The 12,317-nt window shown below is 42.0% G+C and carries 13 protein-coding genes; 9 read left to right on the top strand and 4 right to left on the bottom strand.

Annotated features, from left to right (window positions below; all coding sequences use genetic code 11):
• Positions 1-10: 10 nt before the first annotated feature.
• Positions 11-565, top strand: a complete 555-nt coding sequence (locus ACFSRY_RS01710; protein ID WP_377502795.1) for a 3'-5' exonuclease — start codon at positions 11-13, stop codon at positions 563-565.
• Positions 566-876: 311 nt separating this feature from the next.
• On the opposite strand, the gene ACFSRY_RS01705 is transcribed toward ACFSRY_RS01710, so the two are convergent.
• Positions 877-1,770 carry a Rieske 2Fe-2S domain-containing protein gene (locus ACFSRY_RS01705; protein WP_377502793.1) on the bottom strand — a complete coding sequence of 298 codons (894 nt, stop codon included), beginning with the start codon at positions 1,768-1,770 and terminating at the stop codon, positions 877-879.
• Positions 1,771-2,315: 545 nt separating this feature from the next.
• Here ACFSRY_RS01705 and ACFSRY_RS01700 point away from each other — a divergent pair.
• From ACFSRY_RS01700 to ACFSRY_RS01680, 5 genes are all read left to right on the top strand, one after another.
• Positions 2,316-3,128, top strand: coding sequence for a DNA adenine methylase (locus ACFSRY_RS01700; RefSeq protein ID WP_377502791.1), 813 nt, complete (start codon positions 2,316-2,318; stop codon positions 3,126-3,128).
• Positions 3,129-3,148: 20 nt separating this feature from the next.
• The gene (locus tag ACFSRY_RS01695) at positions 3,149-5,500 is read left to right on the top strand and encodes a DGQHR domain-containing protein (protein ID WP_377502789.1); all 2,352 of its coding nucleotides are present in this window, start codon (positions 3,149-3,151) and stop codon (positions 5,498-5,500) included.
• 316 nt (positions 5,501-5,816) lie between these two features.
• Positions 5,817-6,707 carry a phosphorothioated DNA-binding restriction endonuclease gene (locus ACFSRY_RS01690; RefSeq protein WP_377503000.1) on the top strand — a complete coding sequence of 297 codons (891 nt, stop codon included), beginning with the start codon at positions 5,817-5,819 and terminating at the stop codon, positions 6,705-6,707.
• 13 nt (positions 6,708-6,720) lie between these two features.
• Complete coding sequence (locus ACFSRY_RS01685; protein ID WP_377502787.1) at positions 6,721-6,897, top strand: NUDIX hydrolase; 177 nt, start codon at positions 6,721-6,723, stop codon at positions 6,895-6,897.
• Positions 6,898-6,966: 69 nt separating this feature from the next.
• Positions 6,967-7,119 (top strand): hypothetical protein, encoded by a 153-nt coding sequence (locus ACFSRY_RS01680; RefSeq protein ID WP_377502785.1) that lies wholly within the window; start codon positions 6,967-6,969, stop codon positions 7,117-7,119.
• Between the two features lie 87 nt (positions 7,120-7,206).
• On the opposite strand, the gene ACFSRY_RS01675 is transcribed toward ACFSRY_RS01680, so the two are convergent.
• Complete coding sequence (locus ACFSRY_RS01675) at positions 7,207-7,704, bottom strand: cupin domain-containing protein (protein ID WP_377502783.1); 498 nt, start codon at positions 7,702-7,704, stop codon at positions 7,207-7,209.
• Between the two features lie 300 nt (positions 7,705-8,004).
• Positions 8,005-8,580 carry an OsmC family protein gene (locus ACFSRY_RS01670; RefSeq protein WP_377502780.1) on the bottom strand — a complete coding sequence of 192 codons (576 nt, stop codon included), beginning with the start codon at positions 8,578-8,580 and terminating at the stop codon, positions 8,005-8,007.
• Between the two features lie 118 nt (positions 8,581-8,698).
• Between ACFSRY_RS01670 and ACFSRY_RS01665 the strand changes: the two genes are divergently transcribed.
• Both ACFSRY_RS01665 and ACFSRY_RS01660 read left to right on the top strand, forming a co-directional pair.
• Positions 8,699-9,178: a hypothetical protein gene (locus tag ACFSRY_RS01665; RefSeq protein WP_377502778.1), complete on the top strand. Its 480-nt coding sequence runs from the start codon at positions 8,699-8,701 to the stop codon at positions 9,176-9,178.
• Between the two features lie 178 nt (positions 9,179-9,356).
• Positions 9,357-9,848: a GAF domain-containing protein gene (locus ACFSRY_RS01660; RefSeq protein ID WP_377502776.1), complete on the top strand. Its 492-nt coding sequence runs from the start codon at positions 9,357-9,359 to the stop codon at positions 9,846-9,848.
• Positions 9,849-9,922: 74 nt separating this feature from the next.
• On the opposite strand, the gene ACFSRY_RS01655 is transcribed toward ACFSRY_RS01660, so the two are convergent.
• Positions 9,923-10,477: a fasciclin domain-containing protein gene (locus ACFSRY_RS01655; RefSeq protein WP_377502774.1), complete on the bottom strand. Its 555-nt coding sequence runs from the start codon at positions 10,475-10,477 to the stop codon at positions 9,923-9,925.
• Between the two features lie 512 nt (positions 10,478-10,989).
• On the opposite strand from ACFSRY_RS01655, the gene ACFSRY_RS01650 reads away from it, so the two are divergent.
• On the top strand, positions 10,990-12,216 hold the full coding sequence (locus ACFSRY_RS01650) for a GAF domain-containing sensor histidine kinase (RefSeq protein WP_377502772.1): 1,227 nt from the start codon (positions 10,990-10,992) through the stop codon (positions 12,214-12,216).
• The last annotated feature ends 101 nt before the right edge of the window (positions 12,217-12,317 follow it).

Here is a 12,317-nt window from a genome sequence, read left to right as displayed (position 1 = left end):
AAATTTGGCCATGGATTTTATCGCTTTAGATTTCGAGACAGCCACGCCACAGCGAGACAGCCCTTGTGAGATTGGCCTGACAGTGGTTCGGGATAGGAAAATTGTGGAAACCCGTTCCTGGCTCATCAAGCCTTTGTATTACCCGCACTTCAATCCTTTTAATGTGGCGGTGCACGGTATCCGGCCTGCCGATGTAAAAGACCAGCCGGATTTTCGGGAGCTGTGGCCGGTCATAAAGCCATACCTGGAGGGGCAGTTACTCATTGCTCACAATGCCAGCTTTGACATGAGCGTGCTGCGTAAAACGCTCGCCACCTATAGTATCCCGCTACCCGAAGCACGTTATTCCTGCAGCCTCAGGTTTTCAAAAAACATCTGGAAAGGCATGAATAAGTACGACCTGAAGACGCTCTGTAACATGCACCGTATCGATTTCCTGCACCACCGCGCTGCCTCTGACGCCCATGCCTGCGCGGAGCTTTCCCTGAGAGCCATCGCCATGACGGGCATAACCTCGGAGGCAGAGTTTGACCTTAGAATGGGCTGTAAGATCAGCAGGGTTTAGTATACTGAACTCACGTTAATGAGCAGTATAGCTCCTATGCAAAGCCTGTTTAACAGCCTTTGGCAATACTTAACCGAAGTCTCGGGAGCTTCACTGATCCATTGCCAGTTCAATGGCGAAATAAGCCACTGAACCTACCAGTAACAAAGCGAGGACAGTGTTGGGAGTCATGGGAATCATAGGCGCATAAGTTTTATTACATAATAAGAAAATCAAGCCAGCAGCTTGTACTTATACTAACTGATTGATCCACAAGATTGTTTGGTTCCTGACTTGCTTTGCTATTGCCTTGCCCCTGCTATTTCTATCCTTTACCTGGTTTCCTTTTTCGGGGTCCGAACCTCAATCTGACCATTTTTTACCCGCACTTCAAACCGGGGCTGCGGCTCCGTTGCCGGACCGTGTACCACGCTGCCATCTCTGAGATCGAAAACAGACCCGTGCCACGGACAGTGCACATGACCGTCTTCATGCAGGTGGCCTTCCGAAAGCGGCCCACCGAGGTGCGAGCAGGTATTCGCGAGGGCGAATATCTCCCCGTTCTTCCGGGCAAGCAGCACCGGAACCTCTCCGGCTTTAACACAGCGCATGGTGTTTTCGGCTAACTCGTTTTCCGGTAAAACAGAGACAAAGCCTTCGGGATAAGTTGCAGCCGTAGCCGTATGATCAACGCCTACCTGCTTGCCAAACACCAGGTGCCCACCCAGGTAAGCACCAAAACTTACCACCCCATAGCCGAGCATAGACAGGCCAATGGCAGTTCCACGGGTCTTTTTGCGCCGGCGGAGCACCAGCGAGGTAACATAAAGGGCTGCAGCACCGGCATTCAGCATGCCATGCATCAGCCCGAGTTTACGCCTTTCCTTCGTCGTGCCGGTCCAGTCTGTTATGCCTGTTATTGCTGCACCTACTGCCCCCACCAGGCCAACTGCCACAGCGGCATCGGCACCTGGCTTGTACTTTTTCTTACCCATTAATTCCATAGTATCCAGCACCGCGGCAGTCGTCCATGATCCAATGGGAACATCTGTGATAGCCGGATGCAGGGGATGGCCAAGCCAGGTGCCGTGCAGCATATCTTTAACCTGCTTACCGGCCTCTCCGCCTGCTTTAAAAGCATTTACAACCGCAGGCTGTATAGCGTCTCCTGCTGTTTTAAGCCATTCCTGCTGTTCAATGGCATCGATCATGGTTTTCTGCCCCATTCGCTTTATCTTATTTTAATTTGGATTAATAGGTAAAGAACGTAGATAGTGGTAGGAGGTTTAGGAAGGTAGTTAGTGAGTTATTGGCGGTAGGTAGAAAGGTTGCTTTAGTTTCCAGATTAGCAGAACTTAGAGCAGAAAGTCTACTTTTAAACTGCATAGTTTTTTTCTAGTTTTAGGCTGTGGTTGCTTTAAAACCGTCGAGGTTGGTGATGAGAACATCAGGCTTTTCAATAAATATACCAAAATTCTTTGCACAGAAGGTTTTGAAGAATTGAATCTAATTATATCTAATAGCAGAACTTATTATATTGATTATTTCGTGCGACAGATTTGGAAAATGTGGAGATAAGATACAGAGTGGTCGTAGGTCTTACATATTTTAACTGTGTTTAAAGTATCAATTCCAGAGGAATTAAAGCTATAGACAATATTCTTATTTTAAAATTAATGAAAATTAAAAACGGCACTTTCATATATATGAACTTTGCCTTAAATTGGGTGAAATATTTAACCTTAAAGGTATATTCATACTTTAATACTTAATGGAATATAAAATAGAAAAAGCTAAGCCTTTTTTAAGATGGGCAGGAGGGAAAAGATGGTTTTTAAAGGAGCTTGATAAATTAGTAGATATAAATAAATATAATACCTATCACGAGCCTTTTATAGGAGGTGGTTCCGTTTTTTTTCATTTAAAACCTAGAAAAGCAGTAATTTCTGACAGCAACCCTGAACTAATTAATGTTTACAATCAACTAAAATATAATGTAGAAGAAACAGTTTCAACCTTAAAAAATTACGAAAAATCAGAAGAGTTTTATTATAAAATAAGAAGCCAAGTTTTTAGCTCTAAAATAGAAGAAGCAGCAAAATTTATATTCCTCAATCAACTTTCGTTCAACGGTATATATAGAGTTAATTCCAGAGGTGAATATAATGTTCCCTATGGACGTAGGAACAGCTTCAACTTCGACTTTGACAATTTATTTGAGGTAAATAAATTGTTAGAAAATACAGAAATAATTAAACAAGATTTTGAAGATACTCTTCAAAAAGTTAAAGAAGATGACTTTATATTTTTAGATCCACCCTATACTGTCACTCATAATCAAAATGGGTTTATACATTATAACCAGAAACTCTTTTCTTTAGAAGATCAATACAGACTATCAGATTATATTAAACAAATAAAAGTAAGAGGTGCATTTTATATTTTAACAAATGCTGCCCATCAAGTTGTAAAAGAGATCTTTTCTAATGGGGATAGGATGTATGAAGTCGACAGAGCAAGTATTATAGGAGGTAAAAATGCTAAACGAGGTAAATATTCTGAACTGATTTTAACGAACTTATAACAATACAAACTTAAACGAAGATGGCTTTTATTGATCAAACTAAAGTTGCAGAGATTGAGAATAAATTAACAAATGATTTATCATACTTAGGAAAACTCTACAAAGCCAAGAAGAGTAGCTATCAAACTATTAGTGTAGACCATTCTTTAGTTGATGGTTATATAAAAGAAGGATGGGAAGAATATACAAAGCCTTTAAAAACCAAAACAAAATTACGTAAGCCTAAAACACATTCTAAACAATTTGAAGATGATGTTTGGTGCCAGTTCTATGAACTAGGGTACAGAACTATGAACTTTGATGAAAAATTATGTTTGTACTTCAGTAACAACAGCTGTGACAAAAAACAAATTGACGTAATAGCAATTAATGATGATACGGCTTTTATTGTTGAATGTAAATCAAGTGAAAAATTAAAGAAAGCACCTAGTTATAAAGATGAGTTTGAACTACTTGGTCTACGTTTAGATGGATTCAAGAAAGTGTTACATCAAATCTTTGGAAGAAACTTGAAGGTTAAATTTGTTTTTGCTACAAGAAATCTCAGAATTGATCAAGATAGTGAAGACATGAAGAGATTTATTTCAACAAATTCATTCCATTATAATAACAATACTTATAGCTATTTAAGTAGCTTAATTAAAAATTATAAGAGCGTTGCATTTTATCAATTTTTAGGTTTAGTGTTTAAAAACGAATTGATTAGTAAAGATAGAATTGAAATACCTGCAATAAAAGGAGAAATGGGAACTAAATCATACTACATGTTCTCAATAGAGCCATCAATACTACTTAAAATGGGATTCATTTTGCATAGAACAAAAGCAAATGAGTTTGAACTTCCCACTTATCAGAGATTACTTGTACCCAGTAGGCTATCAGGGATAACAAAATTTATAGACGAGGGAGGTTATTTTCCAAATTCTATAATTATAAATTTCAGTAACAAGAAGCATAAAACACAGTTCGAAGCAAGCTCAAAAGTCTCATCATCATCATCTTGTTTTGGGACATTAAAAATTCCTAATAGTTATGGTATAGCATATATTATCGATGGCCAACACAGGGTATACGGATATGCTAACTCTAAATATAAGAACTCTAACACAATCCCTGTGGTTGCTTTCGACAGTTTAGATACTAGTGAGCAATTAAAGATTTTCATGGATATAAATGAAAATCAAAAAGCAGTTAGCCCAAGTTTAAGATTAGACTTAGAAGAAGATTTGTATTGGAGTTCTGATAGAGCAGATTCGAGAATAAAAGCATTAAGATCATCTATTATTAAACAACTAGCTAATTCTCAATCAAGCCCTTTGTTTGAAAAGATTTCTGTTGGTGAAGACAAAGCAGTTCTAGCTTTCAAACCATTTTCAACAGCATTATCAGCTAGTGATCTTTTACCTAGTGCAAAAGGTAATCAGTTTTCCGATAATGCAATAAAATACTCACTTTATAATGTATCCAACCATGATCATAATAAAGAGATGTACAATTCTCGCAAGAAAATTGTACATCTGTTAACTCTTTGTTATGACTTTGTAGAGCAAGAATACTCCGATATCTATTATGCTGAAAAATCCTTCATATTTTCTAACAGAGGTACATTTGCTTTTATCTGTCTTATAGGGAGCTTGAATAGACATTTAGTAGACAAAACTAAAATTACTAAAGATACTGATAACGATAAACGCTTTGAATTCATTAAAAGCTATTTGTATTCTTTGCTTGAATATTTGAGAAATACAATTACAGAAGATGAAAAAGAAAAACAATTGAGCTTATTAGGTGCAGGAGCCGATGTCAAGTGGCTAAGATTCTTTCAAAGTATAATTAACAAATCTCATCCTGATTATTATCCTGCAGAGCTTGTAGACTGGAATGAGAGGCAAGATGAGGAGCTTCAGAATAAAGGTCGGTCACTAGGTGTTGATATTGAGAAAAAAATGAAATCTCTTGTACTTGATAAAATGAGGAGTATATATGGTGATGTTTGGGAATTAGAGATTAACAGTATTAAACGTGAATGTCAGAACAGAGCCGAACAAGAGATGGAAAAACATTATAAGGAGGGTTTAGGAAAAAAAGTAGTTCATTGGACAGAAATGTTTAACATAAATGACTACAAAACTATAATTGAAAAATATTGGAATAAGCTCCCAGAACAACATAATGGTGACTTTAAAACCTTTGAAAAAGATTTTGCTATAGATGTAGGTGAAGGTATAGGAAGCAAATCTAAATCTTTAAAATGGATATCGTTCTTTAATTCCTACAGAAACTTATGGGCACATGAAGGAACTAAGGAAAAGAGGTTAAATAAGGAAGAAGTAGCCTTTATTGAAAAAGTACACAGTCATTTCTATAAATAATTTTTAAAAATGATTAGTTACTTGTATTTCTATAACAAGTAGCTAATCATTTCTTCTCTAATAATATAATTTCATGATAGCCATGCGGCTCAACCCCTGCGGAGTTATATTAACTGCTTATCTCTATAAATTACCTTACTTCAGTCCTACTACAGGAATTTTGACTTTATAGTGAAGCGTACTGCAGCAGACTATTCAAGTCGTAGTCATAGTTCTCCTGATAAATTAAAATCTCATATGATAGATTAGGATTTATAGAAACAATGGCTAATTTTAGGTCTTATAGTATCTCTTTTCTTTACTTGTTAATAAAATACTGTCACCGCAAGATCTCCTCTCCCACTTCCAGAACATCAATACCTGGAAAAGCAAAGGCACGCGTGCACCGCATAAGCCTTTGCTTATACTTGTGGCTTTAGGAGAAATACAAAGAGGCAATGCTGGTTTTATACCTTACACAAGTATAGAGCCTAAGCTGAAGGATCTGCTAATTGACTTTGGACCATACAGAAAAAGCTACTACCCGAACTTCCCGTTTACAAAACTACCCAACGATGGGCTTTGGCAGTTAAACGAGCCTGATCTGATTAACACAAAGCAGGATTATACTTCAAAGTTTCTGCGCGAGCACAACTTAGCTGGCAAGTTCCCGGAGTACATAATACAACAGTTAAGACAAGACCCGAAACTATTAATAAGTATAGCCGAAGTTATACTTGAGCAAAACTTCCCGGATACATTACACCAGGATATACTGGACGCTGTTGGCTTAGATATCACAGTTAATCGGGCAAGCCAAATAAAAAAACCTAGCCGCAAACGCGACCCGCTTTTCAGGGAAAGTATACTTAAAGCCTATGAATACCAGTGTGCAGTATGCGGCTTTAGTGTGAGGCTGCGTCACCAGTTGCTGGCTTTAGAGGCAGCACATATCATGTGGCACCAGGCTGGCGGTCCAGATGTGGAGGTAAACGGATTAGCTCTTTGTGCCACACACCACAAGCTGTTTGATATGGGTGCTTTTACGGTAACAGAAGAAATGAGAATGCTGGTATCCGACGAAGTAAATGGTGTTGGCGCTCAGGAGTGGTTAAAGCAGCACCATGGTAAATCCATTAACCCACCACAAAAGAAGGCCTACTACCCTAATCCGGAATTCACCACCTGGCATGTAAACGAGGTCTTCAAAGGCGGCTACAGAAGCTAAAACCTACCACCCCATGAAACTAATAGACAAACTAGCCTGGATCGAGATCCGGGACGGCAAGATACTCAGCACCCGCAGCAAAGGCAGAACAAAATACTACATACCAGGCGGAAAGCGGGAAGCCGGCGAAACAGACTTTCAGGCATTATACAGGGAAATACAGGAAGAGCTAAGTATAAACCTTATCTAAGACTCCGTTAGGTTTACCGGCATTTTCCAGGCGCAGGCCGACAGCCACGCAGAGGGCGTGCAGGTGAAGATGACCTGTTACGAAGCGGCTTATACCGGCGCTATACTTCCGGCCAGTGAGATAGAAGAGGTCATGTGGCTAAGCTACAAAGACAAGCACCTTACTTCTCCTGTTGATCACCTGATCTTTGACTGGCTGAAGGAAAGAGAGCTTCTAACATAACCTGGTTTGTTACACGGTAGCTTATCAGCTACTAACGCAATGATCAGCATAGGTTAACTCACCGCCAGCAAAACGATCTGTTAATTTCTAGCTCTTTGGTTCCAGTTTCGGGAAGGTAAGGCCGAAGCGTTCGCATAAGCCGGGCACGCTGTCAAAGTCCATGTCAAGAGAGTACTTTTTGTTTATCTCTGCAAACTTGCTCATGTCCCCCCATGCTGCTGCCACCTCCCGAAAGAAGTTCTCGAAACCTGCCGGTGAGATAACCTCGATGATCTGGCAGGGCGAATCTCCCGCGTTCCAGAACGTATGCCACTGGCCGCGCGGCTTCAGCACCCAGGTGCCCGGCTCAGCAATCACCACATCGTCGCCGAGCATTGCCCCCAGCTTCCCCTCAATTACATAGGAATACTCGTCCTCGTTGTGATGGTAATGCAGCGGGGCAGCAAGTGCGCGTGGCGCAAGCGGATGATGCACAACAGAGAAACGCTTTCCAGTGTCTGGTCCGTCTATCTTCCACTGTACCCCAAATCCCCCGAAGTCGAATTTATCACCTTCGTCTGCTTTTATGGCTACTTTCTTGTTCATAGTTTCTGGTAGTAGTTTTTATGTGAATTTATACTTTAAATAATCTGGTATTCCGGCTTGTAGAAAGAGGCATTCGCAATGATGTCATTTCAAGTCCAGAGAGGTCTCTACTGAAATTTTACTGCAGTAATCTTAAAAAGATCTCTCCTATCGTCGAGATGACAGACATAGTTGCTTATGCTGACGGCACTGCCTCTCGCGGCGCTAGAAGGGGCAATCTTTGCTGCTTAAATTAACAGCACTGCCCCTGCCTCGGGATAATAAGGCAGGGGGTTACTTTTATCGTGCTGAACGCTGTTACTAAGCAACTGCTTCAGGCTCCTGTAAGCCTATATTTACAGGTACACCATGCGTAACGATATCGTATACAGGAGACTTCTGGGCAAATGAAATAAGCTGCTCCTTTTGGGAGTCTGTTAGGTCCCCTTCTATTTTGAAGTCAATGTGTATCTGCTTGTAGCCATTTCTTACCGTAGGATCAAGACCAAGGAAACCCTGGGCGTCCCAGTCACCGGACAGCTTTGTTTCTACACTGTCGATGGGTATACCATGGGCAGCAGCGTGTAATACCATTGTGGTTGTCATGCATCCGGCCAGGCCATGCAGTATAAACTCCACCGGGTTAGGACCTTCGTTGTTACCTAAAAGGATAGGTGGCTCCCCGTTGTCCACAACAAAAGGCCTGGTTCTGGAGGTGTCTTCTTTCCCACCGCCGTAAAAGTCCTGGATGTTGCTCCTGTTGTGCCCTCCGTTGATCCATTTGTTACGCACACGCCACTCAAATTTGGCCATGGCCGGGTTTTCTTTCAGAGCATTTATGGTTGCAGTGATGTCTTCAGGCTTGAAGCCATTCACCTGTTGATTAGGTGCTTCCATCGATTTAAAATTTAAGTTTATGTGGTGCAAAACAAACAACACCACTACTTAAATTATACGTTAACATTTTGACTGTCATGACCTTAACACAGCCTATTTGGTAAACCATTATCAAAAGATGCTGTATGTTCGTAACAAGGTGGCGAACTATACCGGGAATGATGCGAGCGAAAGTCGGGCACAGTATGATGGTGCTGGAAATAAGATGAAAATCGTTTTAGGAGGAGTTACAGAGACTTATTATTTTATACTTTATATCTTGCACCTCATTCTTTACCATCTCTCTATGTCAAAACAACCCCAATACAACACCATCGCCAGAGAAGCATTTGACCTTTACCTGGACAACAAGATAGACCTGGATGCACTGATCGAGCGACTACGCTACATTGAGCTGCAGGTGCAGGCAGAGGATGAGAGTGAGGAGGAAAATGACAAAGAACTGTGGTTCTGCTTCTTCGAAGGCGATTCGCTGAAGACAACGATCCGTGACATAGAAAAGGAGCTGCGTGATCCCTCACACCCCAGTGCTAACATCCTGAGAAGAGGCATTGCGCTGGGCCTTGAGGCGAAAGAACTTGATGTGCATTACTCCTGACGTGCATAGTCAGTAACAGGTACATCTCCTCAGTGGCACTCCTGGTGAGCAGCTACAGGTGGTGAATTCTCAAGGGTAAAGGTTTAGCAGAGCCGCAATCCTGAAAAATCTCGTTTCAGGCAGACACCTTTCCTGATTTTACCGTATTCTCCAGGAAAACCACCTTTAACGTACGCTTATGCAAACTACTCCGTCAAGTATTTTATCCACCCTCCGAAACACAGCGGCTCCGGTGAACTGGAAAGAGCTGCTGACAGATATCATCGCCACCTTTGACTGCTCCACAGGCACCCTTCATACCTATAACCGGGAAACAAAGCTGCTGGAGCTAAAGGCAGAGAAGGGCATACCTCCATTTCTACTCCCTAAAATGACGGAGATACCCGTAGGGAAAGGGATGGCCGGCATTGCCGCAGAACGGAAAAAACCAGTGGAGATGTGCAACCTGCAGACGGATACTTCCGGCGTGGCACGGCCTGCAGCAAAAGAGACAAAAGTAGAGGGCTCCATTGCTGTTCCGATGCTGCTGGATGGGGAGTTGTACGGCACGCTTGGCATCGCAAAGCCTTTACCCTATGATTTTACAGAGGAGGAGAAGAGCAGCCTGCTGCAGATCGGCGAAGAGATGAGCCGTTACCTGCGCACAAACGCTACCGCAAACCAGGGATAAGTGAACAGGACACAAAAAAGCCAGCCAGATGTTTTATTGTCCGGCTGGCTTCAGGTGCAAAGTATTTTTTAATCTTACATACTTGGCGGCAGTATCACTTTATCGACCACATGTACCACACCGTTTGATGCCTCTACATTTGGCATCGTAACAGTGGCATCGTTGATCATAACTTTATCTCCGTTTATCATTACTTTCAGTTCCTTGCCGTTCAGCGTATTTACCATCATGCCGTCCGATAGATCCGAAGCCATCACGTTTCCTTCGGTTACGTGGTAGGTCAGGATGTCCACGAGCTGCTGCTTGTTCTCAGGCTTCAGCAGGTTATCCAGGGTACCGGCTGGCAGTGCGGCAAAAGCTTCATCGGTTGGCGCAAAAACGGTGTAAGGACCGCCTTCCTGCAAAGTACCAGCCAGATCTGCCGCCTGTAAGGCTTTCACTAAAGTTGATAAAGAGGGAGTGTTGGAGGCAAGCGCCACAATATTTGGCTTCTCAGTTTCCATAGGTGCCTCTGTGGCCATAGCCTCTGTATCCTGGGTTACTACTTCTGAGCTTTCTGTAGCGGGTTCGCTGTTGTTGCATCCGGATAACAGAAGCGCTGCGAAGATAAAAATGCTTATTTTTTTCATAATTTTATAATTGTTGGTTGTATATATGAACCAGCGACTTAGGCGAATGTTTATTTTGTTTTTTGCTGTCCCCGAAATCATCTCTGTTCAAATCAAAAAAAAATGTACCTTTAGCTAAACCATTAACCCTAAAATCATGGCAAAATCTAAAGACGCTAAGAAAGACGTGAAAAAGAAGCCGGCTAAAACCGAAAAGGAAAAGAAAGCCGCCAAGCAGGAAAAGAAAAAGAACAGCTACGACTAAGTTAATAGCAGGCTGTACTTGTTAAAAACAGTTCTGAACTAAATCATAACCAACGAAAGAGCAGCAACTTAATTTTTGCTGCTCTTTCGTTTTCCTTTCAGGCTCTACTCCTCGCAGAGGCAATTGGGCACAAATTGGCAAAGCATAAGGAATAAGTGTGTTCACATGCCATTTACTATGTATACGTTTGCAGATAAACTTACTTAAATTTGAACCCTATCCTGTAAATATCCTTTTTACTGTTGCACTTTATTATTAACTATAGCTTATGCACCAGAAGCCGCCTGTTCCAGCCGATGAGTTTGACCGCGTAATAACCCTCAGCGACCTGGACTTAGATTACTCCAACCTAAATGAAAGCTTTAAAGACCTTGTAAAACTGGCTGCCCGTGTATCGGGAACCAATATATCCTTAGTGAACCTGATCGACTCCTATACCCAATGGACCATTTCAAACTTTGGTTTACCCCTGGAGCAGATGCCGCGTGAAGATTCTGTTTGCCAGTACACCATTATGGAGGAGGAGCAGTTTGAGGTGAAAGACCTGAAACTGGACCAACGTTTTAAAGACAAGCCTTATGTTGCAGATGGACCTAAGCTGGGGTACTACTTCGGGATCCCGCTTAAAACGAAGACGGGGCAAAACTTAGGTGCCCTGTGTGTTATGGACCAGCAGGAAAAGGAGCTGAGTCCGGAGAAGGTGGAGCTCCTGAGAATCATAGCCGATGAAATAGTAAACCGCCTGATGATATTGCAGGTCGTCAACTCGCTCAGCCATGACCTGCACGAAGCCAGGGAGGTGAAGAAAAGGGTAGCACATGATATCAGGGGTCCCATTGGCGGCATTATTGGCCTGGCTGACCTGTTGATCCGGAAAGGAGAAAAGAACAATATTGAGGAGGTGCTGGAGTTCATACGCATGATCCATAAGAGCGGGACCTCCCTGCTGGAGCTTGCGGACGAGATCCTGAATACTGAACTTAAAACCAGTAAAAAAGAGGAGCCACAACTGAGGGAGTATGAGCTAAACCTTCAGTTGTTTAAGGAAAAGCTCGAGAAGCTATACCAGCCACAGGCACAGAACAAGGAGATCAGCTTTACGGTTAATATTGATCCGCCTGAAAGTGTAGCTCCTTTCCCTAAGAACAAACTGCTGCAGATTACAGGTAACCTCATCTCAAATGCCATTAAATTTACGCCTGCTCACGGGCAGGTGTCAGTGGACCTGGATCTGATTGAAGAGGAAGATACCCGGATATTACACATACAGGTGAATGACTCTGGCATCGGGCTGGAGAAGAAACAAATGGATACGATCTTAGGTGGTCAGTCATCGGCTTCTACAGATGGCACAGGAGGTGAGCATGGATTTGGTTTTGGCCTGCCTTTGGTTAAATACCTGGTAGAAAGCCTGGAAGGTACTTTAGATGCGCACTCTGTTGTAAACAAGGGCACTACCTTTGACATCTGGATGCCTATCCAAAGCAACAGGTAAAGGGGAGGGCTTTGTGTGTCAAAAGTTTAACAGGTATTTACTTTTCCATGTTTAAATAATAATGTATTTTAGATAAATCGTATACAATACCGTACCTCCTT

Origin of the sequence: Pontibacter locisalis (genome assembly GCF_042684605.1) — a bacterium.
Taxonomy (GTDB): Bacteria; Bacteroidota; Bacteroidia; order Cytophagales; family Hymenobacteraceae; genus Pontibacter; species Pontibacter locisalis.
Note: the sequence above shows the minus strand (reverse complement) of the source record. Positions and strands in the feature narration are given on the sequence as shown.

Coding starts and splice junctions, on each gene's coding strand:
- ACFSRY_RS01710 (WP_377502795.1), top strand. CDS start 11: ATGGATTTTATCGCTTTAGATTTCGAGACAGCCACGCCACAGCGAGAC.
- ACFSRY_RS01705 (WP_377502793.1), bottom strand. CDS start 1,770: ATGGGGCAGAAAACCATGATCGATGCCATTGAACAGCAGGAATGGCTT.
- ACFSRY_RS01700 (WP_377502791.1), top strand. CDS start 2,316: ATGGAATATAAAATAGAAAAAGCTAAGCCTTTTTTAAGATGGGCAGGA.
- ACFSRY_RS01695 (WP_377502789.1), top strand. CDS start 3,149: ATGGCTTTTATTGATCAAACTAAAGTTGCAGAGATTGAGAATAAATTA.
- ACFSRY_RS01685 (WP_377502787.1), top strand. CDS start 6,721: ATGAAACTAATAGACAAACTAGCCTGGATCGAGATCCGGGACGGCAAG.
- ACFSRY_RS01680 (WP_377502785.1), top strand. CDS start 6,967: ATGACCTGTTACGAAGCGGCTTATACCGGCGCTATACTTCCGGCCAGT.
- ACFSRY_RS01675 (WP_377502783.1), bottom strand. CDS start 7,704: ATGAACAAGAAAGTAGCCATAAAAGCAGACGAAGGTGATAAATTCGAC.
- ACFSRY_RS01670 (WP_377502780.1), bottom strand. CDS start 8,580: ATGGAAGCACCTAATCAACAGGTGAATGGCTTCAAGCCTGAAGACATC.
- ACFSRY_RS01665 (WP_377502778.1), top strand. CDS start 8,699: ATGCTGTATGTTCGTAACAAGGTGGCGAACTATACCGGGAATGATGCG.
- ACFSRY_RS01660 (WP_377502776.1), top strand. CDS start 9,357: ATGCAAACTACTCCGTCAAGTATTTTATCCACCCTCCGAAACACAGCG.
- ACFSRY_RS01655 (WP_377502774.1), bottom strand. CDS start 10,477: ATGAAAAAAATAAGCATTTTTATCTTCGCAGCGCTTCTGTTATCCGGA.
- ACFSRY_RS01650 (WP_377502772.1), top strand. CDS start 10,990: ATGCACCAGAAGCCGCCTGTTCCAGCCGATGAGTTTGACCGCGTAATA.